The sequence below is a fragment of the Algoriella sp. genome (assembly GCF_036647415.1).
Lineage (GTDB): Bacteria > Bacteroidota > Bacteroidia > Flavobacteriales > Weeksellaceae > Empedobacter.
This window is the reverse complement of the sequence record NZ_JAVXKG010000002.1, coordinates 92,642-119,623: the sequence shown is the minus strand read 5'-3', so window position 1 is coordinate 119,623 and position 26,982 is coordinate 92,642. Positions and strand designations below refer to the sequence as shown.

Here is a 26,982-nt window from a genome sequence, read left to right as displayed (position 1 = left end):
TTTAATTGTCTTATTTTGATAAATAATTAAATATATATCATTTTTCTTTTTTCACTAAAAAAAAAGTGTGAGTTTTGTTTCCCTATTTTTAAAAATAAGATTATGAGGAGAAGAATCACATCTTTGAGTTTATTTGCTTTCCTAGGTTTAGGAACATTAGCATTTGCTCAAGTAACGGGTGTTGTAAATGATGCAGATAATTTCCCAGAAGCTGATGTTGAGGTTACTGTAAAAGGTACGAACAAAGTTGTTTATACAGACGCGGATGGTAAATTTGATATTGATGCTAAAATTGGTGATATTTTAGTAGTTAATGGCAAAGAGTTTAATGTAACAAGTAATACTTTAGGTGCATTAAAATATACAGCGAAAGAAAGTTCTACAGTAGATTTAAGTGAAGTAATTGTGAAAAGTATTTTCAACGCTCCATCTAAATCGGGTGTAACAACGATAAAAGCAAAAGATCTAGAAGCGATGAATCCTTCTGTATCTATCGATCAAATGATTGGTGGTAAAGTAGCAGGTTTATCATCTCAAGCAATGAGTGGAGCGCCAGGTGCAACAGCTAATGTATCTATTCGTGGAGCAATTGGATTAAACGGTGGTGTAAAATCTCCATTATATGTTGTAGATGGTACATATATGTCGGCTGCAGATGTAATTGCAATTAATCCAGCTGATATTGAGGAAGTAAAAGTATTGAAAGATGCTTCTCAATTAGCAATCTTTGGTTCTCGTGGAGCGAATGGTGTTATCATCATGAAAACAAAATCTGCGAAGAAAGGTGAAGCAACAGTTTCTTATTCATCTCGAATCGGGGTTAATCAAATGGTTGATTTGCCAAACATCAATTTGATGAATGCAAATCAATTATTAAACTACCAAAACGGATTAAGTACGATTACAGGTGATAATGGTAAGTTATTAGAGCTAGGACAAGCGCGTACGTCAGAAGAAATTGCAAGATTATCTAAGAATAATCACAAATGGTCTGACGATTTATATAAAAATGGTCTTACAACTTCACATTTTGTATCTATTGCAAAGAATGATGGGGAGTCTGCAAGTAATTTTTCTATCGGATACGATAAAAATGAAGGAGCTGTAAAATTCTACGAAGGTTTAGAGAGAATTACGGCAAGTTTAAACATTACAAACAAAGTAAAAGACTGGTTAAGATATGGTGTTAATATTAACGGGTCTTACGCAACGTTAGATGCGCCTCGTGACCGTGTTAATGCACAATCACCATTTTACAATACATTATTAAATCGTCCATACGAAACTTTTTACGAAAAAGATTCTAACGGAAATAATGTGTTAGATGCACAAGGAAATCCAATTTACAATTCTAATGCAAACTACATGGGATATCCTGTTGCAGACGAAATGGAGAAAACGGATGCACAAACAAGATATTTACGTATTTATGGAACAGGTTTTGTAGAAGCTGATTTATGGAAAAATGTATCAGCTCGTACAACTTTAGGTGCAACTTATAACCGTACACAATACGAAAACTTCTTGAAACCATCTGCTGTATTATCTCAATTGTTAGGAGAAGGAGGTTCTAAAACAGATAAAAGTTCAGATCGTTTTGACTACAACTGGAGAAATGAGGTTTCTTACGAAAACAGTTTTGGTAAACACCATTTACGTGTAACAGCAGCATCAGAATATATCAATCAAAGTTTATATTCTTTGGCTTTATACGGACAAGGTTTTCCTAACGATTATTTACAAACACAAGGTTTAGCTACAATTATAGATCAAGATTCTAATACATCAAGATGGCGAGTAACGAAATTTGGTTATTTAGGAGCTGCATCTTATGATTTTGCAAATAAATATTTTGTTGACGCTTATATTCGTCGCGATGGTACTTCATTAGGAGGTGTTAATAATAAATATGGTAATTTTTGGGGAGTTTCTTTGGGTTGGAATATCGCAAAAGAAGGATTTTTAAGAGATTCTAAAGCAGTTAGTAATTTAACACTTAAAGCATCTTACGGAGAAGTAGGTGATGATTCTGGTTTGGCTCGTTATGCGAATCTAAATTTGATGAATATTTTAGGAACTTACAATGGTAATCCATCAAGTTTTCCTACAAGTAATTTAGCTGATATTAATGCAACTTGGGAAACAAACAAAAAATTAAACTTAGGTCTTGATTTTGGTTTCTTCGGTAATCGTTTAACAGGTTCTGCTGCATATTTCCGTGATCTTAGGTCTGATTTCTTATTTAATAAACAATTATCTACAGAAGCAGGAGGTTACGAAACAACTATTAATGCAGGAGAAATAAGAACACAAGGAGTTGAGTTAGAATTAAATTATGATGTAATTCGTTCTAAAAACTTTGAGTTATCTGTTTATGGTAATGTAACAAGTTTAGGTTATAAAGTAAATAAATTGGCAGATAATCAAAGTGATTTACTTGTTTCAAGTTCTTACGAAAGTATGATACATGTTGCAGGTGGTAAACCTTACCAATTTTACTTAGTTCGTTATGCTGGTGTAGATGCAAGCACAGGTAAAGATTTGTATTTAGACAAAAATGGAGATGTAACAGATACTTATAATGGTGGTGATGCAGTAGCAACAAACAAAACACCATTACCAACGTTGATGGGAGGATTTGGATTAAATACTAAAATCTACGGATTTGATATTAGTGCAGACTTTACATATTCTTCAGGAGGTTATATGTACAACAATACGTATGCTTACTTAACAGATCCAACATCTTTAGATAATAAGGTTGTAGAAGCTGGTAATTACTGGAAAGCAAGTGGAGATAATGCACAATTTTCTGCACCAAACTTAACAGGTCCAGAATATTCGACTAAATACTTAGAGAGTTCAGATTATATCGCTTTCCGTAGTTTATCAGTAGGATACAACTTTACTAATTTGGTAAAAGGAACGGTTATCAAAAACTTAAGAATGTTTGCCCAAATACAAAACTTAGCATTATGGACAAATTACCACGGTAATCCAATCGCTGGTACAGGAACAAGTGAAAGTAGTACGACAGAATCTAAAGGATATGTGTCTAACTCATTTACAGCGTTCTCTTATCCGTTAGTTCGTTCTTATTCAATAGGATTTAATGTATCATTCTAAAAATTAAAAAAATGAAAAAAAATATATTAGTATTATCATTATTAGCATGTGCATTAAGCTTTACATCTTGTAGTGATGATGATATCAACCAAAAACCATACGATGCTATTGAAGTTGCAGATTACTATAAAACAGAATCTGATTTTACAAATGCATTAAACGGTGTTTACAAAGGATTTGCACAAGCAGGATATTATGCAGGTTTAAGCAGTGCAAGTGATATTATTTCAGTAGGAGATATTATGGCTGATAACTTGATTTTAGATCCTAATGGACGTAAATCTGGTCAAAGAGCACATACATGGACGTATAACTCTAATGCAGTACCAACAGATATTTATTCTACATCATACAATATTATTTCTAGAGCAAATATCATTTTAGCTAATATTGATAATTTGGTTGATGGAGATTTTAAAAATAATGTAATTGCACAAGCAAAAGCAGTTCGTGCATTAGCGCATTTTGAAGTAGCACGTACGTATGCGCAAATTCCAACTCAAGCTGCAGATGCTGCAACTACAGTAGGTATTGCTTATATAGATAAGTACGATGTTGAAGCTTTACCAAAACGTGATGCAACAATTGGAGAATCTTATGCCAAAATTATTACTGATTTAGAAGCAGCAATCCCTTACTTAGATTCAGATATAACTATTAATCGTCCCAAACATATTATGAATAAATATGCAGCGCAAGCTTTACTAGGTAAAGTATATTTATACAAAGGAGATTATGCAAAATCTATTGAATTTTCTAAACCTGCTGTAGATGTAGTTGATCCAGCAGAACAATTTGAATTAGCAGGTCTATGGACTTCTAAAAATAGTCAAGGTGTATTGTTCGAGATTCCATTCATTAATTCAAGTGATATTACAATCGGAACAAATTTTAGCCAAGGTGCTACAAATAGTAACATTGTGATTGAATATGCTGTAGATAAAGATTTTTATGCTTTATATAATCAAACTACAGAATCTGAGCGTATCAATGCATATTTCAAAATTTTTAATCCAGTTAATCATGATAATCAAGAAGTAATTGCTGTTAATAAATATATTACAGGTGCTGTAAAATTAGGATTAAACAATGGTCGTTATTTACGTGTAGAAGAAGCAATACTTAATTTAGCAGAAGCTCAATATTTATCTGGCGACACAGGAAGTGCATTAACTACATTAAATAAATTACGCGATGTACGTTATTCTACTTATGCTGGAGGAGAAACAGGAGCAGCTATTTTTGATGCAATTCAATTAGAGCGTCGTAAAGAATTAGCTTTCGAAAACGGAGATCGTTGGTTTACACTAAAACGTTTACAAGGAGTTAACGGAATTTCTTCTGTTTACACAAGCGGTATTCAACGTAGTGGTAACGGTTATTTAGCAAACGGAACAGGTTCTGCATCGTCATCTCAAACTTTAAAAGCGAGAGATCACAAATGGCAATTACCAATTCCACAAACAGTGTTAAATCTTAACAAGAATATGACACAAACACCAGGATATTAGCCCTAGTCTTATAGTTAAAGAGTATAAAGCTCCTCATGTTTATGAGGAGCTTTATTATTTTATAATGTTAATTTATCTTTATTCAATAATAGATAAAAGTATTTTATTGAATAATTATATTCTTTTTAAAAACATTAAAATTGGCTTGATTTAGTAATAGTGTTGTTTATTTTTAATTGAATCAATAATATCTTAATGGTTTGTTTTAATGTATAATAAAACAAAAAAAAATATAACGTTTTTTGGTTTTGTTAAAAAAAAGTTAGAGTTTTGTCTAAAATGTTATAAAAAATAAAACTATGAGGAGAAGATTAACATCTTTGGGCTTATTAGCTTTCCTAGGATTAGGAACAATGGCTTTTGCTCAGGTAACGGGTGTAGTCAATGATGGAAATAATTTTCCAGAGTCTGACGTAGAAGTAACTGTAAAAGGAACTGATAAAGTTGCGTATACAGATGAAAATGGAAATTTCAATATTGACGCTAAAGTAGGGGATACTTTAGTTATTAATGGAAAAGAATTTAAAGTAACTTCTACTAATTTAGGAGCTATAAAATATGCAGAGGATGCAGATTTGAAAGAAGTTGTAGTTTTGGGGTATGGGTTAACGTCTACTAAACCAAAATCTATGGCTGCATCTACAACTGTTTCTTCAGAAGTATTAGCAAATAGACCAAGTGCTACTTTCTTAAATTCATTACAAGGAGCAGCGCCAGGTATATCAATCAATTCTGCATCTGGATCTCCAGGGTCAGGGAAAATAAATGTACGTATTAGAGGATTGTCGTCATTGGCAGCTAACACAGATCCTTTATATGTAATTGATGGTTTAATTTCTTCAGGATCACAATTTAGAAACTTAAATTCTAATGATATAGAAACAGTTTCTGTATTAAGAGATGCACAAGGAACAGCTATTTATGGAAATAGAGGAGCAAATGGTGTGGTTGTAATTACGACTAAATCAGGTAAATATAATTCAGGTTTATTAGTTAATTACGATGTTTTAACATCTTTTAATTTAATTCCTAAAACAGATTATAATTTAGCAAGCTCTAAAGAATTATTAACAATTCATAAAATTAGTGGAATTGGTGCTGGAGCATCAATGACAGATGATCAGATTGCAAATTATTCTACAAACACAGATTGGGGAAAAGAGTTTTTAAAAGTAGCAGCTTCTCAACAACATAATATTGGTTTGAAATTTGGAGGAGAAAACGTTACAGTATATTCTTCTGCAGGTTATTTAGAAGCAGCTGGAAATATAAAATCTACTGATTTTAAAAGATTTACGTTTAGAAATAATGTAACAGGTAGATCATCAAATGGAAGATTTAATTATTCATCTCAAGTAGCAATTGGTTATTCTAAGAGAAATCAGTTAGATCAAGAAACAAATTCTGGAATTGATAATAATGTTGTTCAAAATCCATTGTTTGGGACGCTTTTAAGTCCAGCTACTTTAGCTAAATATAGCTTTGTTAATGGTAGAGATATGTATAATCAAATTGGCTCGAATACGTCAGGTAGATCGGCTTGGATTTTGTCTGATATTATTAACGGAGGTATTAAAAATAGATTTACAGAAACTAGTATTATAGCTAACGTAAATGGAAATTATAAATTAACAGATTGGTTGTCTGTAGGGAATAGAACAGGTGTTGATTATAGAAATCACGAAAGATTATTTGCTCGTACACCAAATGGATATTTATCTGTAAATGTAGCTGCATCTCAGAATGCTCAATTTGGAGGTAATGAAGATATTACAAATACAAAAGATTTTACTTTTAGTTCTGTTTCAAATATTACATTTGATAAACAATTTGGAGATCACTCGTTAACAGTTGCTGCGTATTTAGATTATTTAAAAGCGCATTATCAGACATCAACTCAACGTGTAAACGGTCTAGATCCATTAAACTGGTCATTTGGATCAGGAGATGGATATGTTCCATTTAACCCAGCTACACCTAATATTTATCAACGTACTGCTACAGCAGATAAATTAAATGCTGGTACATTAGCTTATTTCGGTACATTAGATTATGATTATGCAGGAAAATATGGTTTAAGTGGGGTTGTAAGACGTGATGGTTCATATAGATTTTCAAAAGAAAATAGATGGGAAACATTTTGGTCTGTAGCAGGTCGTTGGAATATCGATCAAGAAGAATTTTTAAAAGGAACTTCTGTTCGTATGTTAAAACTTAGAGCTTCTTACGGAACAACAGGTAATCAAAACTTATTGATTACAGCAGATAACTTAAATCCTTTATTTGGTGGGGCTAACTTTTATAAGACATTAAATAATACAGTTACAGGTTACTCAAATTTACCAGGGTATAATTTGATTCAAATAGAAAATCCTAATCTGAAATGGGAAAAATCTGTGCAAGCTAACATTGGATTAGATTTTAGTCTTTTTAATGGACTTGTTGATGGTAATGTAGATGTATATGATAAACGTACAGAGCGTATGTTTAGCTCTCTTGCACTTTCTGCCACAAACGGTACTTATACTTTAAGAGGTAATAATGGTGAGATGTCTAATAAAGGGATTGAGGTAGGATTAAAATTTAATATTGTAAATAAAGAAGATTTTAAATTTGATGTATTCGCAAATTATGCATACAACAAAAATAAAATCGAATCAATGGATAATCAAGACCTTTCTTCGGACAATGTAAATGCAGTTGGAGATGTAGCCTTCCAATGGCACTTATACAAATATGTTGGAGTAAATCAACAGACTGGAGAGCAACAATTCTTAGATAAAGATGGTAATATTACAGAAGAACCAACTTCAGCTGATAGACAATTAACAGGTAAATCTTATTATGCTCCAGTTCAGGGAGGATTTGGTTTTAATTTAGATTATAAGGGCTTCTATGCTTCAACTCTATTTTCTTTCCAAACAGGAGGATGGTCTTATGATAACTTCTATAGTTGGTTAATGGACCCTTCTACAGCAGCAGCTTATAATGGTTCTGCAGATTTGCTTAATGGATGGACAAGTACAAACACAAATAGTAATACTCCAGCTATTACAGCGACTAATATTGGGGTAGAAGGATCTTCAGATCGTTTCTTGTATAAAACAGACTTTTTAAGATTGAAAAATATTTCTGTAGGATATAGTTTTACAAAGAAACAGTTACAATCTCTTCCTGTTAAGAATATGAGAATTTTTGTAAGTGCTGAGAATATAGTGACTTGGACAGATTGGAAAGGATATGATCCAGAACCTATTCAAAGTTATTCTTTAGGTGTTTATCCAAATCCAAGATCGATATCTTTAGGATTTAATGTAGAATTTTAATTGAATCAAAAATGAAAAAAATATTAATAAAAAGTGTATTTTTAGCTTCTATTTTAACAAGTGTAGCTACTTTGAATAGTTGTCAAGATGCATTAGATATAGTACAGCCAGGAGAAATGAATGATGACGTTTTGTTTACGAGCGTGTCAACTCTTGAAGGGTATTTAAACGGAGCTGTATATGGATCTCTTGATCCTGCAACATCTATTTATGCAGGAGCTATTTTGAGTGATGAACTTAAAGTTGGATCTCAAAATGGAGGACAAGAACAACCATTGTACAGACATTTTATTGATGGCGCTAATGATCGAGTAAGAGTTATATGGTTAAATAATTATTTAACTATTAATAGAGCTAATAGATTATTGGAAGGAGCCAAAAAAATTAAACCAGCTACTGATGCTGAAGTTGCAAAATATAACAGTATTATTGCTCAAGCAAGAGTATTAAGAGCTTTTGCTTATCTAGAATTAGAGAAGTATTTTGCTCCTGATATGAAAGATGATAATGGAATAGGTGTAATGATTACACCAGATGTTCCAAGTATCGATGATAAGACTCCTAGATCTACAAATAAAGAAGTTTTTGATGCTATTGAGAAAGATTTAGAATTTGCATCAACTATTTTAGTGAAAGGAACAGATCAATTTAGAGTAGATATTAATGTAGTTAACGCTATAAGAGCAAGAGTTAATCTATACAGAGGTAAGCACGCTGAAGCAAAAAAATATGCTGAGAAAGTAGTAAATGAATCAGGATTATCTTTAACAGTTGCTACACCAATGGTATCTGGAACAGCTACAGAAATAGGCTCTACTGCTTGGAATACAGCTTTTTATGCTACTTCTAATTCTTTTAATCCATATAGAAAAATATGGGATGATTCAGGACGTGGCGAAATTATATTTTCTTTGAATAGAGCTGCAACAGGGATTGGAATATCGGTTGGTAGTTTTTTCAATACCAACGTATCGTCTGCAACAGGTTCACCAATGTGGTTCTGGGGAAGAAATTTATTTAATATTTTCTATAATACGGATGGAGATGTTCGTCGTTATGCTTATTTAGATCCGACTTCTAAGATAGATCCAAATTACTTGACAAGTATCAATCCTCGTGGAACAGATCAATTAGTTGTTGATAAATATCCAGGAAAAACAAGTTCTGCAATTCGTAATGATCTTAAGATTTTTAGATTATCTGAAATGTATTTCATCCTAGCTGAAGCAGCTGTAGAAGAGAATAAATTATCTGATGCTTCGGCATTGATCCAAAAAGTAAGAGAAGCCAGAAATTATAAAGGAACGGCAGTTACTCCTACTTACTCTTCTTCTCAAGTTGCTTATGCAGATATTATGAAAGAACGTCGTGTAGAATTAGCTTTAGAAGGGCATAGATATACAGATCTTAAACGTTTAGCTGTAAAAGCAGGAGTTAAAATGGATCGTAATACTAGAGATGCTGTTCTTCCTAATGAAACTGTTGAAAATTTAGATAATGGAAGTTATAAATATACATTTCCAATTCCAGTATCAGAGTTTTCAGGAAATAACAATATGAAACAAAACCCAGGATATTAAAATTATAATCTTGATAAAAAAACCCTCAACGAGGGTTTTTTTTTATATAAAAAATAATGTTATATTTAAATTATTAATTACAATTATATGAAAAACAAGTTATTATTGATAATGTTAGGATTTGGTTCTATTGTTTTAGCTCAAAATGTTAATACAAAAGACGGAGGGACTATTTATAATTCACAAAATTATGTTCTAGATAAAGCAAATCTAAATGACAGTTTTTATATTGATAAAGAATATAAAAATGCAAATATTAAGAATTATAGTGGTACAAGAGGATATAGATATAATGCTTTTACAGATGATTTTGAATATTTAGATGGAAAAAAATACTATAACCTCGAAAAGCAAGATGGTTTAGAACTTAATTTTTTGAATGGACAAATCTATAAATATACATCTTATTATGACGATAATGGAGAATTAAAGAAAGGTTATTTACAGGTTCTTACAGATATTAATGGAAATAATATTTTATATAAGTCTGTTAAAGTTAGTAAGACTGAACTTGGAAATACAAATAGTTACAATAATATGGATAGTGTAAAGTTTAGAACTTTAATTAATTATTATATTGGAACAGGAAATAAAATTGAGCAGGTTTCTAAATCAAATAAAGATTTAAATAAAATAGCGAAAGCTGCTAAACTAAATATTAGTAAAGAAAAAGATCTAATAAAATTAGTAGATATTTTAAATAAATAGTGTAAAAAACCCTCGAAGCTTGCTTCGAGGGTTTTTTATTTATTCTCCACAAACTCCCAAGCTCTAATTTCTGCCCAAGAGTGTGAATTATTTTCTAAAGGAAAACCACAATGTCCACCATATTTTGGCATTTCAAAATGGCAAAATTCATGATTTTTAAAACGATCAATAGGATAACAATCTTTCCCTAAAAAGGGGTCATTTGCTGCATTTACAATCAAGCATGGTGTTTTTATATGGTCTAAAACTGTTGCAGGAGAAGCTTTGTGATAATAATCTTCCTTAGAAGAATAACCATGTATCGCCGCTGTAAAATATTCGTCTATTTCATCAAATGTTTTTATTTTATCAATCATTTCTTCATTCAAGAATCCAGGAAATTGTTTTGCCTTTTCTTTAAATTTTGGAACTAAAGTGCGTTTGAAATTTTTGAAGTAAACTGTATTAGGAAATTTCTTCAACGTATCTGCACTAGATTTTAAAGAAATAGGAGCAGAAAAAGAAACTGCACCTTTTATTTTTGAGTTGATTTGATGATTACCAAGATAATTTAAGATTAAAGCACCTCCCATAGAATAACCAATCAAATAAATACGTTCATATTCTTCTTCAATCGCTTTATTTACAATTCGCTCTATATCATCTGTTACACCATGGTGATACAAACGACAAGTATTATTCATTTCACCACCACAACTTCTATGATTCCAAGCTAAGATATTGAAACCTTTTTCATAGAAAAAATCGGAACACGAATTTAGATAAGTACGTTTAGAATCACCTTCTAATCCATGAAAAAGAATAACAATTTTATCTTTATTTTCTTGAAGACGCCAATCCAAATTCAAGAAATCACCATCATTCGTCGTTATTTTTTCTCTACTATAATTTGGAACAGGATATTTTTTGAATTTTGCAGGAATAATGGTAGAAAGATGTGCATTTCGGTTGATAAAATTAGGTTTCGGGTAGGACGATTTTTCGATATAAGGCATATCTTAATAAATTTTCACTTCAATTAAAAACTCTTTTCTAAGCTCTTCGTTGATGTTTGCAATGATTTTAGATTTTCCCATCATCAATTCTTGACGCATCGCAGGAGAATTGATTTTGACATATAAAACACGTTGTCTGACTTCAATTCTATCGGTATATTTTTCAAAAAACTTGCCCATAACTTTATGCCAAGCCTCTTCAGCTTTCACTTCCCAAATCAATTCTTCTTTTCCATTTTGTTTAATAAAATGTTCTAAAGCTTGACCAAGTGTTTGTTGATTGCTTCGTTTTTCATACTTTTTCATAAACGGAAAACTTTACTTTCAGAATTTATTTGTTTGATGATTTGTTCTGTTCGATCAGGATGTGTATCAGTAATAAAAATTTGACCAAAGCGTTCCTCGTTCACTAATTTAATTAATTGCGTGACGCGATGTTCATCCAATTTATCAAAAATATCATCCAATAATAACAAAGGTGTAATATTCAAAGAATTTTTAATCACATCTAATTGCGCTAATTTCAACGCAATCAAATAGGATTTTTGCTGACCTTGAGATCCAAATTTTTTGATTGGATAATTAGAAATTGTAAATAATAAATCATCTTTATGAATTCCGGCTGTAGAATATTGCGCAGAGCGATCTTTGTACAATGCATTTTTCAAAACAGTTTCAAAATCTGCGTCATTCAATTGCGAAACATATTCTATGTTTACTTTTTCTCTTCCTTCCGAAATTTCGTTGTAATATTTTAAGAAAGCTTCTAAAAATGTAGCAATAAATTCTTTTCTAACTTCATGAATTTTTTTTCCTAAAAAAATCAATTCTTCATCATAAATTTCTAAAGAACTTGCCTCGAAAGTATTATTTGCAACAAAATATTTTAGTAATGCATTTCGTTGCATTAGCACTTTGTTGTAACGCATTAAATCTGCCAAATAATGTTTGTTAGATTGTGAAATAATATTATCCAAAAATTTACGACGAACTTCGCTTCCTTCTTTTATCAAATCGCTATCATAAGGCGAAATCATAACCAAAGGATATTGTCCAATATGATCAGAAATACGATCATAAGATTTAGAATTTCGTTTTAATTGTTTGGGTTGACTTGTGCGCACCAAACAAAAAATAACATCATCAGATTCATTTCGATCAAAAGTACCTTCTAGCGTAAAATAATCACAATCAAATTGAATATTCATCGCATCCGAATGATTAAGATACGATTTACTTAAAGCTAAATAATGAATAGCGTCCAAAACATTGGTTTTTCCTTTTCCATTTTGTCCCACAAAAGCATTTATTTTAGGTGAAAATTCGAAATTATTTTCATCAAAATTCTTGAATTGTCGCGCTTTAAGTTCTTTCAAATACATGCTACGAAATTACGATATAATTAATTGAGAATAGAATGCGAAGCTGAAATAAATTCAGCTTGTCAAATCGTGTTTATTTTTCTGAAATAGAATTACACGTTGTAAATTCTATTTTGTCATTCTGAGCCTGTCGAAGAATTGAAATTAGTTTCAATTTTGATATGATTTATGGATAAATAATATAGAAAACAATGATTTATTTTTAAAATGTTGGGATAAAATCAAAATGATGTATTTTTGTATCTTAAATTGAAAGATTAAAGAAAATGGCAATTCAAAAACCATCGATTCCAAAAGGAACAAGAGATTTCTCACCTTTAGAAGTGAATCGTCGTCAATATATTATCAATACGATAAAGAAGCAATTCGTTTTATTCGGATTTTCTCCAATCGAAACACCATCATTCGAAAATTTATCGACTTTAACAGGTAAATATGGAGAAGAAGGAGATCGTTTAATCTTCAAAATTTTAAATTCTGGTGATTATTTAGCAAAGGTTGACGAAACTTTATTGCAAAATAAAGAAAGTCAAAAAGTAATTTCTAAAATCTCAGAAAAAGCATTGCGTTACGATTTAACAGTGCCTTTTGCACGTTACGTGGTGCAACATCAAAATGAGATTACTTTTCCTTTCAAGCGTTACCAAATTCAACCTGTTTGGCGTGCAGATCGTCCTCAAAAAGGTCGTTTTCGTGAATTTTTTCAGTGTGATGCAGATGTTGTAGGTTCGGATTCTTTGTTGCAAGAAGTTGATTTTGTACAATTATATGATTCTGTTTTTACGGATTTAAAAACGCCAGTTGAAATTCATATCAACAACCGTAAAATTTTATCAGGTTTAGCAGAAGTTGCAGATATTTCGGCTCAATTGATTGATTTTACTGTGGCTTTGGATAAGTTGGATAAAATTGGAGAAGAAGCGGTGAAAGAAGAAATGCGTGGAAAAGGAATTTCGGAATCTGCTATCGAAATTTTATCGCCTTTATTCCAAATGAATGGAGATTATAAAACACAATTTGCACAATTAAAAGAAATTTTAAAAACGTCTGAAATTGGTTTGAAAGGAATCGAAGAATTAGAATTTGTTTTCGAAAACACAACGAATATTGGCTTACAATCGGCAGATTTAATCTTAAATTTAACTTTAGCTCGCGGTCTTGATTATTACACAGGAGCAATTTTTGAAGTAAAAGCTAAAATTGGCGAATTTTTATCATCTATTGGTGGTGGCGGTCGTTATGACGATTTAACTGGAATTTTTGGAATGCCTGGAATTTCAGGAGTTGGAATTTCTTTCGGATTAGATCGTACATATTTGGTTTTAGAAGAAAATAATTTATTTCCTGCAATAGAAGATTCGACAAATATCCAAGCATTATTCATAAATTTTGGAACGACTGAAGCTGCACAAGCGATGAAATTGGTAAAACAATTACGTCAACAAGGTATAAATACAGAGGTTTATCCAGATGATGCAAAAATGAAAAAGCAAATGGGATATGCTGATAAAAAAGGAATTAAGAAAGTAATTTTATTGGGAGAGAAAGAAATTTCTGAGCAAAAAGCTACTGTGAAGGATATGACGACGGGCGAACAAACCGAAGTTGCTTTTGCTGATTTAGCTAACTCTTTATAAATATTCGGAATAATCGAAACCTATTTTTTTAATATACAAGAAGTTATAAAACGAATAAGTATAAAATAATAAATAGGTATATGCCTTAATTCAAGTCAATTCTATATATTTGCAAACTATTTAATTAAGATTATAAAAATGAGTTTATTAACAGTAGGTACTGTAGCCTTTGATAAATTGGAATCTCCTTTCGGGAAAACAGATAAAATCTTAGGTGGTGCCGCTACATATATCGGTATGGCGTCTTCTTTATTAGGCGTTGATACTGCAATCGTTTCGGTTGTTGGAGGAGATTTTCCACAAGAATACATTGATTTATTAACTTCGAAAGGAATTAATTTAGATGGTTTAGAAATCGTAAAAGAAGGAAAAACTTTCTTTTGGGAAGGAAGATATCACAACGATTTGAATACTCGTGATACATTGGTAACAGAATTGAATGTTTTAGAAACTTTCAACCCAGTTGTTCCTCAAAATTACAAATCTCCAGAAGTTTTAATGTTAGGAAACTTACATCCATTGGTACAAAAAGGAGTTTTAACACAATTAGATAAACGTCCAAGTTTGGTTATCTTAGATACAATGAACTTTTGGATGGATATTGCTTGGGACGATTTGATGGATGTAATCAAAGATGTTGATGTTATTTCTATTAATGACGAAGAAGCACGCCAAATGTCAGGTGAATATAGCTTAGTGAAAGCGGCTAAAAAAATCATGACGTTAGGACCAAAAACGGTTATCATCAAAAAAGGTGAACACGGCGCTTTATTATTTCAAGGAGAAGATGTATTTTTTGCACCAGCTTTACCATTAGAAGATGTATTTGATCCGACAGGAGCAGGAGATACATTTGCTGGAGGTTTCTCTGGATATTTAGCTAAAACAAACGATTTTTCTTTTGATAATATGAAACGTGCTATCGTTTACGGTTCAGCTTTAGCTTCTGTAACATGCGAAAAATTTGGAACAGAATCTTTACAAGCTTTAACACGTGATGGTTTAGCAGAACGTTTGAAAGAATTTAAAAAATTAATGGATTTTTCAATCACTTTATAAGAATTTGATTGTTCAAAATAGTTTAAGCCTTGCATTTGCAAGGCTTTTTTGTTTTATATTAGATTGTAATTATTTATATGCAGATTATTCTTGAAATATTAGCTTGGATCGTATTTGAGTTTGTTGGTTTAATTTTAGGCGCTTCTGTAAGATTTGCTATTTTTAAGATTTTTAACTCATCATTAAAATATAATGAATTTATAGATTCTGAATCTGGATCAAATGATTTTTACAATTTTCTTGTAGGAATACCAATGCTTTGTGGTTTAATTTTTGGAATAGTTTATTTAATTTATAATTAAAAATGAAAAACAGACTTATAACATTACTCGTTTTGGCAATTTTATCATTGTTATCAGGAATTTTAATTTCTAAAATGTCGTTTATCGGAAAAGTAGGAATTACACTTATTTATAACGAATACATAATTTTCAAATCGTGGTGGCAAACTGCTTTGGTTATGTTTATTATTCAACTAATTATTTTCGGAATTCTAAGTTTTTCTCAACATAAAAAGCAGTCAAAATTTAAACGTTCTATTTTACCGATTCTATTTATTTTGATTGGTGTTGCAGGTTTTTATTATACATATTATGATTTTACAGAAACTTCACACCGATTGATGAAGAAGTCTTTTCACTTCGGATTTTATCTATTTTGGATGACGTGGTTTATTAATTGTTTCTTTTTCTTTTCCACAAAGCCAAAACAAATTACACCAATCGGAAGTAATGAAATCGTATAAAATAAAAAAAGCTCATCTATTTAGATGAGCTTTTTACTTTTGTGACCGAGACAGGATTCAAACCTGTAACCTCCTGAGCCGTAATCAGGTGCGCTATTCAGTTGCGCCACTCGGCCATTCCTAATAATAAACTGTTGTTCTTATTTTGGACTGCAAATATAATGACTATTTATAGATTTGCAACTATTTTTCTATTTTTTTTTAACCTCTATTTCTGTCGCTAATTAGCATCATCATAAAACTCAAAACAAAAAGTGAATCATCTTCGGAAGAATTGAATTGATTTAGTTTAAATTTTCGTCCGAAAAATGAAGGTTCTTTTGAGGCTTCCATGTATTCTTTTCCAGAATTATCGGTTAATACATATTTTGGATTAAAAATATAACCAGAGAAAAAACCAAGTACAGGAATTTCACCAATCAAACCATCCATCATACGTGTAAATCCGCTACGTTCTTTTATTGTATAAAGATGATTGTCATTTGCGTCATGAATATGGAAAGTTGCTGTCCAAAACGATTTAAACGTTTTTCGACGCGCTTTTCCAATTAGATTTCCGTTTGCATCAGCAATAGAAAATGTTTGCTGAAAATCGATTAATTTATTTGATTTTAACTGAAATAATTCTTCTTTTTTAGATGAATCACTGTACACCTTAATTACATCGCGCCACGAAAACATTTTTTCTCGTACATAAAATATAGGTTGACTGTTTGCATCTGAAACAGAAAAATCGTTAGAGAATGTTGCGACATGAAATTTGATGTCAAATGGAAATTTTAGGTTGTTAAAATTCATATTATTTTTATATAAATCAAAAGTAGATTAATTTCAGACATAAAAAAAGACTCAGAATTTCTGAGTCTTTAAAATTTATCTTTTTAATATTAAAATATCAATTTCGTTTTTACCATCTCCATCAAGATCTTCACCATAATCAGATTTTAAAATTAATTCGTTTTTGGTTAGTTTGCTAATTTCTCCTTCTGCAATATCATTAGGGGCATATTCTATTTTAATCTTATTTCCTGTAATAGTATATATAGCTTTTACTGTCCAATCTTGTATACAATTTCCATTGATGTAATCAAAACCAACAGCTAAATAAGAATTATCTTTATTAAAAGTATAATTATCTTTAGAACTACAATCATCGGCAATATCTTCATCTACTATTTTATTGTCTTTAGAATATTGGGTTTGGTATTTTACGAATTTCCAAGTACCAACAATATTTGCATTGTCTATAGATGAATCGTCATCGTTATTACAGCTAAATAGTAGACCAAAAGCAAGAATGCTTGGTAAAATAAAATTTTTCATAGGTATCATTTTTTAAGTTGCTGGTGAAAATAAATATTAAAAAATTAACAAACCATTTTTAAATACTTAAGTTTTATAAATAATTCCTTACTTCATCTAAATGTTTAATTGTAGGAACATTCTCCATCTCGAAATTATCATCTAAACGATCAAAGAAAATAGCCGACATTCCATACGCATTTGCGCCAACAGCATCAGCAATCCAATCGTCGCCAATATAGATCGATTCATTTTTTTTAGCGCCAGATTTTTCCATAGCTAAATCATAAATACGAGGATCTGGTTTTAGAATTTCTATTTCGTCTGCATAAGTTACAGTATCAAAATAACCGTTAAGATCTGAAGATTCTATTTTACGTTTAGAAACTTCTATAAAACCATTTGTGATGATGTGTAATTTGTAATTTGGTTTCAAATAATCCAATAGTTCCATTGCGCCATCTACCACTTCATTGTAATTGGTAATCGTTTCTATGTATTCGTCCTCAAAAATTTTTGCTAATTCATCATTATTGATTCCAAGATTATCAAAAGCTTCTTTAAAACGACGTGCGCGTAATTCTTCTTTTGTAATTTTTTTATCACGAATTAATGCCCAAAGACCTTCATTGCTTTCATGGTAATGTGGGTGAAACTCATCAAAAGTAAACCCATATCTACTCTCTACATCATATTTTATATACAGCTTTTCTAATGCAAATTTTGCATTTTTTCGGAAATCCCAAAGTGTATTATCTAAGTCGAAAAAAACGTGTTTTATTGTGTTCATAAACGCAAAGCTAAGGATTTTATGTAGATTTGTTGATTAAGAATTCATCCATTGAAAACGAGGTTAGAAAAATTTAAGACAAAGAATGCCAAAGGTGTTCTATCTCTGTTGGCAGGTAATACAATTGCCCAAGTCATCATGTTGATTGGAGGATTGGCTTTGGCGAGATTATATGGTCCTGATGCTTCGGGAATATATAACGGATTTCTTGGTTTTGTGGCGATTTTATCTATTTTGACGACATTACGATTAGAAAATATTTTTGTTCTTTCTAAATCATCAAAAGCAATACGAAATTTATTTACAACACTTTTGTTATTAAGTACTATTGTTACGGTAGTTTTCTTTTTAGGTTACGCAGTTGTAGAACAAATTTTTTCTTTAAAAACATCATTATTTATTGTTTTCTTAAGTTGTATTGCGGGATTATTTACAGCTTGGAATAATATTCAAAATTCATTGTTCACAAAGTATAAATTCTTCAAAAGTATTTCGACTGGTTTTGTTATAAATGCACTGTTTTCTGTTCTTTTTCAATTCGTATTTTACGCAATGGGCTACAAAGAAACTGGGTTGATTTACGGAACAATTTTCGGAACAGTTTTATCTTGTGCTTATTATTTTTCTATTACTAAAAATAGATTTACAACAATAGATTTTGGTTTAGCGAAACAAACCATTTCCCAAAATAAAGAAATCATAAAATATACACTTCCATCTGAATCATTGAATGCAATTGCGAATAATTTGATGACAATATTGATGTTGTTTTATTTTACAAAAGAAGATGCCGGATTTTTTGGTAACGCCTCAAAAGTTTTGGTTGTTCCATTGGTTTTATTATCAAATTCGATGTCGAAAGTATTTTTTCAGAAATCTGCTGGAATGATTGATCATCGCGCACATCAATTATACGATTTATCCAAAAAAGTCATTTTGTACAATGTTGGTGCAATTGCGGTTTTTTTATTGGTAATGAATTTTGTTGGAATTTTTATTCTCGAATGGATTCTTGGTCCAGATTGGAAAGGTTTGCACATCATGACTTGGATTCTTTCTTTTTGGATTTTGTGTCGTTCAGCGCTCAATCCTATTCAACAAATTGTCGTTGTCATCAAGAAAAATCATTATGCTTTATACTTTAACATTTACTTGGTTTTTATCACGATTTTGACTTGCGTAATAGGAGGTTTAAATAAAAATATACTTTTAACGTTATCCCTATATTCTTTCTTTGCAGGAATAGGTTATTTGGTTCAACTTTACTTCGTGATGAGAGAACTAAAACGTTATAAAAGTTAAAAATAAATGTGTGGAATTTCTGGGATATTTTCGAAGAATAAATTGTATGATTTATCAATAATAAACTCCTTAGAATCAATAAAACATCGTGGACCAAATAATACAGTTCATGCAAGTTTTATAGCGAATGATTTTCATTTATTTTCGAGTCAACTTTCAAGTCAAAAGACGCAAATAGAACTTCAAAATTCAACAGAAATAGTATCTAATAATTGGATAGGATTTAATCGGCTTTCTATTATTGATTTATCAGATAACGGTATGCAACCATTTTATGATAATGATTCACAGACTGCATTTTTATTTAACGGTGAAATTTATAATTACAAAGAATTAAGAGAAAATTTCTTAGCAGATATAACATTTATATCCGATTCTGATTCGGAAGTTGTCTTTCAATTGTATTTGAAATTAGGAGATGATTTTATCCATCATCTTCGTGGAATGTTTGTTATAACGCTTGTAAACTATTCAACAAATGAGCTTAAAGTTTGGCGAGATCGATTTGGAATAAAACCTTTTTATTATTTTTTAGATGAAGAAAAATTTATCTTTTCATCAGAAATAAAAGGAATTTTTGCAACAGATTTTGTAAAAAAAGAAATTGATTTTAAGCACTTAGCATACACCTATTATCTTAATACCAGTTTTGCGCCCAATACGGTTTATCAGCAAATAAAATCTTTAGAAGCCGCAACTAAATTAACGGTCAATTTGACGAATTTTACGTGCGAAAAAGAAATTTATTGGATATTAAATTATGAGCCAGATGATCGAGAAATTGATAAAAATGAGTTTCTTAACGATATAAAAGAAGTGGTGGAATTGGCTGCTATTTCTGATGTAAAACAAGCTGTAATGCTGAGTGGAGGATTAGATTCTGGTCTGTTGGCGTATCAATTTGATCAACTAAAAATAGATATTGATGCTATAACAATTTATAACAATCAGGTTGAGGAACAAAATGAGTTAGAATTTGCAAAGAGTAATGCGAAAGCCTCAAATCTAAATTTATTGGCTTTTGAAATTGATAATAATGTTAATTTACAAACCATTAAAGAATATTGTTTAGCAGAAGAAGAACCAAACTCTTCGCCGGAACCCGCTTATTTTTTAGCGAAAAAAGCACATGAAAATAAATATATAGTTTTACAAAACGCGTTGGGTTTAGACGAATTATTTTATGGTTATGGCTATTATTCTCAAGCAAAGAAATTACAAAAAATAGAACCGTTTTTATTTAAATCATTCAATTATTTATTGAAAGGAAGCAAACGAAATAAATACGAAGAAATAACAACATTTGGTTTGGAAACTTCCCCATTTGTGAAGAGAAGTTTCGCAAGTTGGAAAGAAATTAAACTACTTTTTAAGCAGTATAATAGTGATAATTGGGAACATCCAATTTCAGTTTTGATGGAGCAAGTAAAGCAAAATAATGCTACGTTTGAATCGCTTCCATTGCTTAAAAAAATATCATATTTAGATTTTTATTATTACATCAGTTCACATCATTCTTTTCATTCGGATCAACCATCAATGAAGTTTGAAACGGAAATGCGTTTTCCTTATTTGGATCATCAGTTTGTGCAAAAATATTTTAATTGTACTAATTTAGATAAAGGTTTGACAAAAGAAAATAACAAACCTTTTTTGAGAAAAAATGTACATAATATTTTATCAAAAGATGTATTATTTATGCCAAAAAAAGGGTTTTCTATGCCAGTAAAAAATTGGTTGAAAGATGTAAATTTAGAACAAGATTTTCCTGAGTTGACAACTTATTTTGGAGACGAATATAAAAATTGGATCAATAATCCAGCAAAAAAATGGTTGATGATTTCGACAATTTATTTTTTAAGAAATGAAGACTAAACGCAACATATTATTTTTAGCAAGTTGGTTTCCATCTGATAAAAGTCTTTTTGATGGAGATTTTATAGAGCGCCACGCCAAATCTGTTGCGTTAATACATCATGTTACCGTAATTTATGTGGTTAGTTTGGACGGAATTTCTAAAATAAAAAAAGAGGAAGAACAAATCGATGATTTAAAAATTATTCGAATTTATTTTCCAAATAAAAATAAAATTCAGAATCAATGGACAAAATTTAAATTATATCTTAAAGAAATTAATTCTTATCCAAAGTTTGATTTAATCCATGTAAATGTAACGTACCCAGTAGGTTTTGTTGCGTTGTATTTGAAATTGGTAAAGAAAATTCCGTATGTAATAACAGAACATTGGACAGGTTTTTTACCACAAGATCCGGCGCATATACCTTTTGTAAAGTTATTTTTGATGAAAAAAATTGTAGATAATTCAAGTTATTTATTACCAGTTTCTGATAATTTGGGAAATGCAATGCGCAATTTAGGATTAATACAACGAACTAAAACAATTAGAAACGTTATCGATTTTGATATTTTTAATTCAAAAGAAAATACCGAAAACAAGATTCCCAAATTTCTACATATTTCTAATTTAACGTTTCAAAAAAATTGTGATGGAATTTTGAACGTAGCAGAACGATTATGGAAAAATAAGTACATTTTTGAATTACATATTGGTGGAAATGGAGATTTAAGTCCCTTTTATAGTTATAAAAAAAGCTCTGATTTTACAGATAAATTAATCCTCTTTGGAGTTTTATCTCAAGAAGAAGTGGCTGTAAAAATGAATGAAGCAAATATCTTTATTTTATTTAGTCGTTTTGAAAATCAACCATGTGTACAGATTGAATCATTTGCATGTGGATTACCTGTTTTAGCATCAGATGTTGGTGGGATTAGTGAGGTTTTTCCAATAGGTTTTGGACAAATTATAACATCAGAAAATGAAGAAGAATTGTATCAATCTTTAAAAAACATTTTAGAAAATAAGGTAGACTTTAAATCAAAAAATGAAATTCAACTTTTTGCAAAAGAAAACTTTTCGATGCAAAAAATAGCGAATGATTTTGACGAAATTTATAAACAGATTTTGAAATGAAAGAATTTTATACATTCATAAAACAGTTTCTGCAAAATAATGGATTGAATGTTTTTATTTCTATTTTTTTATCAAAATTTGCAATGTTAATCAATACGATTTTTATCGTTAAAATGATTGATCAAGAGGAGTTTGGACGAATTACTTTGATTGCATCAGTTCTTTCTTTTTTTACTCCGTGGAATGGAATAGGATCATTACAAATGTTTATGAAATATGGTTCGGAGTTAGATAGTGTAGATGATAAAAACCAATTAGGACAACATTTATTCTGGAAAGGATTAATGAATCAGCTTATAGTTTCGGTTTTATTTGTTTGCGTTTGTTTTATTTATACACTCAAATTTGAACATTTATTTTGGATTATATTTTTCTTCACAATAAGATTATTTGGTTATTATTTTTTAACACATATTACGATTGATTTTAGAATCAAAGGAAATAATAAAAAATTTGCAGAAATTAATAATATTACAAATGTAGTTGGGTTGATTATTACATTTGTTTTGACTTATTTTTACGGTGCTTTGGGCTATGTTATTTCGTTAGCAATAGGTCCTTTTTTAAGTTTTATTTATCTGAAAACGTATCATTTTCAGCAATCAATTTTAACTAAAAAATATGATTTTAAAGCCATGTGGAGTTATGGTAGATTAGAGTCTTTTGCTTATTTTTCTTCAGAACTTTTATTTGCAATTGATATTGCAATGATTGCTTATTTTATGACAGAAAAGGATATTGCGTTGTATAAAGTAGCTATTTTGTTGCCTTTAAACCTTATTTTTTTACCAACAATTTTAATACAAACTGACTTCCCGAAATTAATTAAACATTCAAAAGATAAAAACTATTTGAAATTTTATCTCAAAAATTATTACCGAATTTTTATACCAATTGGTTGCGCAATTTTGATTGGAAGCTATTTTCTAAAAGAATTTATACTTCAATTATTTTTCTCGAAAGTATATATAAAAGGAGATGAAATTTTTTTTATATCGGCTTGTGCAGTTGTTTTAGCTTTATGGTTTAGGGTACTCTACCTTAATTTATTTTCGGTGATAGGTTATGCAAAATGGAATAGTATTATTTCTGCATTATCTATTGTTGTATTAATAATTTCAGATATGTTGTTAATTCCAAAATATCATTTAGAAGGTGCTGCAGTTGGTTTAGCAATTACATTTACATTCTCTGGAATTTTAGCTTTTTTTGTGTTTTATTCTTATTTGAGAAAATTATAATTTAGAGATTATTTAATTCATCTTTCGATAATTTATTTGCTCTATTTTTAATTATTTTTCGTGCAGATTCTTTCATCCATTCAATGTCTTCTTCTGTTTTTTTATTTTGAATAGTTACTTCCACAATTCCTTTATTGTTATTCATCCAAGGCAATAGATAGTAATTTAAACCATCTTTATAAGCTTTTTCTTGATGAAACTCTTGCCCTTTTTTGGTTTTCAGTGCAATTTCTTTAGCGAAATAATAATTAAAAGGAGTAGCAAAAATGATAAAAGAAATAATGTATTTCAAATTAGGTTTTGACGAAATAAAATACTGTAAACCAATTGCTAAAAGAATGCAATAACTTAAGTTGAAATTTAAAAAGAAAACATAGTTATCACTCACTGCGTACACAGTTGAAAAACAAAAAACAGGGATTCCGATAAGTGTTAAAAATATTAATATCGTGTTCTTAAAAAACTGTTTGAAAGGTATAAAAAGAATAAATAAATTAAAAAACCAAAAATTATAGATGAGATAACCAATGGCTTTTACACCATCTTTTAAATAATCTGAACTAGTTTTTTTAAACGTATTAGATATCCAACTTTGTGAAGATGATGATAAAACATTTTTTATAGATTCTTGATTAATAATAGGATATATGTAGAGCAATCCTAGAAATAAAATAGGTATTAAAGTTAAAAATGTTTTTTCCTTTTTCTGAGAATTAAAAAAACATAGAAAAAAATACGAAGGTAAAAGTAAAACACCTTGTATATGACTAAAAAAGCTGATTCCTAATATAATACCAGCAAATAATAAAGAGTTTATTTCTTTTGTTTTTAGATATGATATGGCAAAATAGCAATAGGAAACGATCCAAATTAAGCTAAATGTATAGACTTCTACGTTTTCTGTATTTTTCCAAAATGTAAAACTAAATCCAAATACAATTGTGGTTATAAATGCAATCCAATTGTTTTCTGTTGTTTTATAGATGGTTTTGAATAAGATGAATAAAACGAGTAATGCTGAAATAATATTTATCCATCGACCAATTTCTATCGCATCTATAAAAGGAAATATTTTATAAATAAGAACAGTGAAGTTTTGATATAAAAAATGGGTGATAGAATATGTTTCTAAATTAAATTCATTGTTTTCAATATCTATTATTTTACCAGCAGAATCTCCAAAAGGAATTTTACTGAAACTTCCCAGTCTGTAAATAATTAAGAAAAATATAGAGACGAAAATAGATGGAATATATTTTTTCATAATTTGAGATTCTTATAAACAGTAAAAAACTTTGTTTCAGCTCTAAAACTTGTATTAAATTCATTTACACCTTTTAAACTAGAACCTTCAAAGTCAAGAATCAATTCACTTTGTAGATTTTTTTTGATAATAAAATCTACAATAAATGTATTTGTATTCAACTTTGTATTATTGTCTTTTGCATTACATAGTTGAATAATTCTTTGATTAGAAAATATATAGAATGAGCTACCAATAGTTTTCTCATTAACTAATATTGATATTGTAATTGATTTTTCATTTTTTTGAAGTCTGTTTACTAATTTTTTTAGCTTATTTATTTGTAGATCTTTTTCTATATTTTTATAATTATTTTCTAATAATTCAATAAAATTTAAACCATGTTTATTCTCAATAATCTTATAATCGTCTGGTAGACCGATTTTTATTTCTTGTTTTCTATTTTTTCGTAGTTTACTGAAAAATGATTGATAATCAGTGTTTAATTTTAAAATTTGATTAACTTTTGAAGTTCCCTTCGGTTCATACATCTCTGTATTTTCTTCATTAAAAGAATAACCTCTAACTAAATTTCGATGTAATTTTTTTTCAAATTTTTGAAAGTTATTTCTCGAAAAATTTTGATTATGAAATACACCTAATTGTTGACAATAAATAGGTTGTGTGATGAATTTTACACCAAATTTTTTGGTGTAAGGTAAAGGCATTATAGCTTCATAATCGTTCAAAATATAACAATCCCAATTGTCACCAACTAATGCATCCAAATACCAATATTCTGCATAAATTCTGTAGTTTGTAGCAGTATTTAGGCAATTCGTATATTTTTCTACATCAAGTTTTTTTCGTGTTATTCGCTTAATCATTAAAAATGCTTTCGTAAACTGTTCGCCATTCTAACCATTCTCCGCTAAAGTTTGATTGATGGAATAATGTTATAAACGTTCCGTTTACGTTTTTAATTGTTTGTTTCAAGCTTTTTAATTCTGAGATGGCCAATTCAGGTGTTGATTTTAAGTAGTTTTTTAACGTAACATCCATTGCAACAAATGGATATATTGTTAACAATGTTTGTTGGTTTGTAGATAAGTCAAACCATTTATAAGGAGTAGAAGTTCCTGCTCTAAAGCCCAATCGGTTTGCAAATCCCATGGTATAATCTTCTAAAATTTGGTTTATCAACAATTGTTGATAAGTGGTTGGTAAATGCAATTTTATAAAATGTTGACGAGATAATTTTACTTCAGAATTTGTAATTGTCTGTAAACGATTTATTTCTGTTGTTAATAACGTGTTGTTGTTATTAGATTTATAAGAAGGATGAATTCCAACTTTTGCCCAAGTAGAAATTTCTTTGATTAGTTTTTGTTGTGCTTTATTTTTCCAATCATGATTTTTATCAAACGTAGAATAATCGCCCAATAGCCAGAAAAAAATGGTTCCAATTTGATGTTTTTCTGCAAGATGTTTTAAATAATCATACGTATTGTATGGATCTTTTTCTTTATGATTTAAAATCTTGATTTGATTTTGAAATTCTTTAAAATTACCTTTTACAAGTTTCTTAAAAAGTGAACCAAATTTTATTTTAGGAGAATGATGTAAATATTTCCATGCATAATCTACGTCATGCGTATTGATTTGTTTAAAAATACGTTGTCTAAAATTTAATTCTGGATATTTTTTGCTTATTTTTTTTTGAATTTCGATGCAAATTAAATCAACAATTGGTTGTGAATAATCTAAATCAGAACCTAAAAAGCGATTATGTTCATCAAATAAATCTTTAGGAGAAATGTATTCTTCGTAACGAGAAAGCCAATAAAAACATTTTCCTATTTCATTTAATGTATAATAATTTATATTTTTATTAATGTCAATTTCTAACAAAATTTCATCCACATTAAAATTAATTTCATTGTCAAAAAAATGATTTGAAAAATTGATTTTCGGTAAATTTGATTGAAGAAATTCGTTAAAATCTGTAGTCATTTTGTAGTCAATTCCAGAAAAATCACATAA

22 protein-coding genes and 1 tRNA gene are annotated in these 26,982 nt (G+C 29.6%); 13 read left to right on the top strand and 10 right to left on the bottom strand.

Annotated elements, in window-relative coordinates; translation table 11 throughout:
* The first annotated feature begins 102 nt into the window (after positions 1–102).
* From RSC72_RS01470 to RSC72_RS01450, 5 genes are all read left to right on the top strand, one after another.
* Positions 103–3,126, top strand: a complete 3,024-nt coding sequence (locus tag RSC72_RS01470; RefSeq protein WP_332543390.1) for a SusC/RagA family TonB-linked outer membrane protein — start codon at positions 103–105, stop codon at positions 3,124–3,126.
* Positions 3,127–3,137: 11 nt separating this feature from the next.
* Positions 3,138–4,637, top strand: coding sequence for a RagB/SusD family nutrient uptake outer membrane protein (locus RSC72_RS01465; protein ID WP_332543392.1), 1,500 nt, complete (start codon positions 3,138–3,140; stop codon positions 4,635–4,637).
* 299 nt (positions 4,638–4,936) lie between these two features.
* Positions 4,937–7,963 carry a SusC/RagA family TonB-linked outer membrane protein gene (locus RSC72_RS01460; protein WP_332565863.1) on the top strand — a complete coding sequence of 1,009 codons (3,027 nt, stop codon included), beginning with the start codon at positions 4,937–4,939 and terminating at the stop codon, positions 7,961–7,963.
* 11 nt (positions 7,964–7,974) lie between these two features.
* On the top strand, positions 7,975–9,543 hold the full coding sequence (locus RSC72_RS01455) for a RagB/SusD family nutrient uptake outer membrane protein (protein ID WP_332543396.1): 1,569 nt from the start codon (positions 7,975–7,977) through the stop codon (positions 9,541–9,543).
* 87 nt (positions 9,544–9,630) lie between these two features.
* Entirely contained in the window at positions 9,631–10,251 is a 621-nt protein-coding gene (locus RSC72_RS01450; protein WP_332543398.1) for a hypothetical protein, read from the top strand.
* A 35-nt stretch (positions 10,252–10,286) separates the two neighbouring features.
* On the opposite strand, the gene RSC72_RS01445 is transcribed toward RSC72_RS01450, so the two are convergent.
* Genes RSC72_RS01445 through recF form a run of 3 tightly spaced genes read right to left on the bottom strand, consistent with a single transcriptional unit; the run spans position 10,287 to position 12,628 of the window.
* Complete coding sequence (locus RSC72_RS01445) at positions 10,287–11,246, bottom strand: YheT family hydrolase (protein ID WP_332543400.1); 960 nt, start codon at positions 11,244–11,246, stop codon at positions 10,287–10,289.
* A gap of 3 nt (positions 11,247–11,249) precedes the next feature.
* A complete protein-coding gene (locus tag RSC72_RS01440) occupies positions 11,250–11,552 on the bottom strand; it encodes a DUF721 domain-containing protein (protein ID WP_332543401.1) in 303 nt (100 codons plus the stop codon).
* A complete protein-coding gene (gene recF / locus RSC72_RS01435) occupies positions 11,549–12,628 on the bottom strand; it encodes a DNA replication/repair protein RecF (RefSeq protein WP_332543403.1) in 1,080 nt (359 codons plus the stop codon). The genes RSC72_RS01440 and recF overlap by 4 nt, the downstream gene beginning before the upstream one ends.
* A gap of 266 nt (positions 12,629–12,894) precedes the next feature.
* Here recF and hisS point away from each other — a divergent pair, with 266 nt between their 5' ends.
* From hisS to RSC72_RS01415, 4 genes are all read left to right on the top strand, one after another.
* Complete coding sequence (gene hisS / locus RSC72_RS01430; protein ID WP_332543405.1) at positions 12,895–14,265, top strand: histidine--tRNA ligase; 1,371 nt, start codon at positions 12,895–12,897, stop codon at positions 14,263–14,265.
* Between the two features lie 138 nt (positions 14,266–14,403).
* Positions 14,404–15,324: a PfkB family carbohydrate kinase gene (locus RSC72_RS01425; RefSeq protein WP_332543406.1), complete on the top strand. Its 921-nt coding sequence runs from the start codon at positions 14,404–14,406 to the stop codon at positions 15,322–15,324.
* Positions 15,325–15,401: 77 nt separating this feature from the next.
* The gene (locus tag RSC72_RS01420; protein WP_332543407.1) at positions 15,402–15,626 is read left to right on the top strand and encodes a hypothetical protein; all 225 of its coding nucleotides are present in this window, start codon (positions 15,402–15,404) and stop codon (positions 15,624–15,626) included.
* A gap of 2 nt (positions 15,627–15,628) precedes the next feature.
* Positions 15,629–16,069, top strand: a complete 441-nt coding sequence (locus RSC72_RS01415; RefSeq protein ID WP_332543408.1) for a hypothetical protein — start codon at positions 15,629–15,631, stop codon at positions 16,067–16,069.
* Between the two features lie 42 nt (positions 16,070–16,111).
* Here the strand turns inward: RSC72_RS01415 and RSC72_RS01410 are convergent.
* From RSC72_RS01410 to RSC72_RS01395, 4 genes are all read right to left on the bottom strand, one after another.
* Positions 16,112–16,185: transfer RNA gene (locus tag RSC72_RS01410), tRNA-Arg, on the bottom strand.
* Between the two features lie 85 nt (positions 16,186–16,270).
* Complete coding sequence (locus tag RSC72_RS01405; RefSeq protein ID WP_332543409.1) at positions 16,271–16,867, bottom strand: LURP-one-related family protein; 597 nt, start codon at positions 16,865–16,867, stop codon at positions 16,271–16,273.
* A 75-nt stretch (positions 16,868–16,942) separates the two neighbouring features.
* The gene (locus tag RSC72_RS01400; protein ID WP_332543411.1) at positions 16,943–17,392 is read right to left on the bottom strand and encodes a lipocalin family protein; all 450 of its coding nucleotides are present in this window, start codon (positions 17,390–17,392) and stop codon (positions 16,943–16,945) included.
* Between the two features lie 73 nt (positions 17,393–17,465).
* A complete protein-coding gene (locus RSC72_RS01395; RefSeq protein WP_332543413.1) occupies positions 17,466–18,161 on the bottom strand; it encodes a YjjG family noncanonical pyrimidine nucleotidase in 696 nt (231 codons plus the stop codon).
* 51 nt (positions 18,162–18,212) lie between these two features.
* Here RSC72_RS01395 and RSC72_RS01390 point away from each other — a divergent pair, with 51 nt between their 5' ends.
* Genes RSC72_RS01390 through RSC72_RS01375 form a run of 4 tightly spaced genes read left to right on the top strand, consistent with a single transcriptional unit; the run spans position 18,213 to position 23,696 of the window.
* A complete protein-coding gene (locus tag RSC72_RS01390) occupies positions 18,213–19,463 on the top strand; it encodes a lipopolysaccharide biosynthesis protein (RefSeq protein WP_332543414.1) in 1,251 nt (416 codons plus the stop codon).
* 6 nt (positions 19,464–19,469) lie between these two features.
* On the top strand, positions 19,470–21,338 hold the full coding sequence (gene asnB, locus RSC72_RS01385) for an asparagine synthase (glutamine-hydrolyzing) (protein WP_332543416.1): 1,869 nt from the start codon (positions 19,470–19,472) through the stop codon (positions 21,336–21,338).
* Positions 21,328–22,455, top strand: a complete 1,128-nt coding sequence (locus RSC72_RS01380; protein ID WP_332543417.1) for a glycosyltransferase family 4 protein — start codon at positions 21,328–21,330, stop codon at positions 22,453–22,455. The genes asnB and RSC72_RS01380 overlap by 11 nt, the downstream gene beginning before the upstream one ends.
* The gene (locus RSC72_RS01375) at positions 22,452–23,696 is read left to right on the top strand and encodes a lipopolysaccharide biosynthesis protein (RefSeq protein WP_332543418.1); all 1,245 of its coding nucleotides are present in this window, start codon (positions 22,452–22,454) and stop codon (positions 23,694–23,696) included. The genes RSC72_RS01380 and RSC72_RS01375 overlap by 4 nt, the downstream gene beginning before the upstream one ends.
* A gap of 1 nt (position 23,697) precedes the next feature.
* On the opposite strand, the gene RSC72_RS01370 is transcribed toward RSC72_RS01375, so the two are convergent.
* From RSC72_RS01370 to RSC72_RS01360, 3 genes are read right to left on the bottom strand one after another with little or no spacing between them, the layout of a single operon-like run.
* Entirely contained in the window at positions 23,698–24,960 is a 1,263-nt protein-coding gene (locus RSC72_RS01370; protein ID WP_332543419.1) for a protein O-mannosyl-transferase family, read from the bottom strand.
* Positions 24,957–25,826 carry a hypothetical protein gene (locus RSC72_RS01365; protein WP_332543422.1) on the bottom strand — a complete coding sequence of 290 codons (870 nt, stop codon included), beginning with the start codon at positions 25,824–25,826 and terminating at the stop codon, positions 24,957–24,959. Before RSC72_RS01365 ends, RSC72_RS01370 begins: the two co-directional genes overlap by 4 nt.
* Positions 25,819–26,952, bottom strand: a complete 1,134-nt coding sequence (locus RSC72_RS01360) for a polysaccharide deacetylase family protein (RefSeq protein ID WP_332543423.1) — start codon at positions 26,950–26,952, stop codon at positions 25,819–25,821. The genes RSC72_RS01365 and RSC72_RS01360 overlap by 8 nt, the downstream gene beginning before the upstream one ends.
* Between the last annotated feature and the right edge of the window lie 30 nt (positions 26,953–26,982).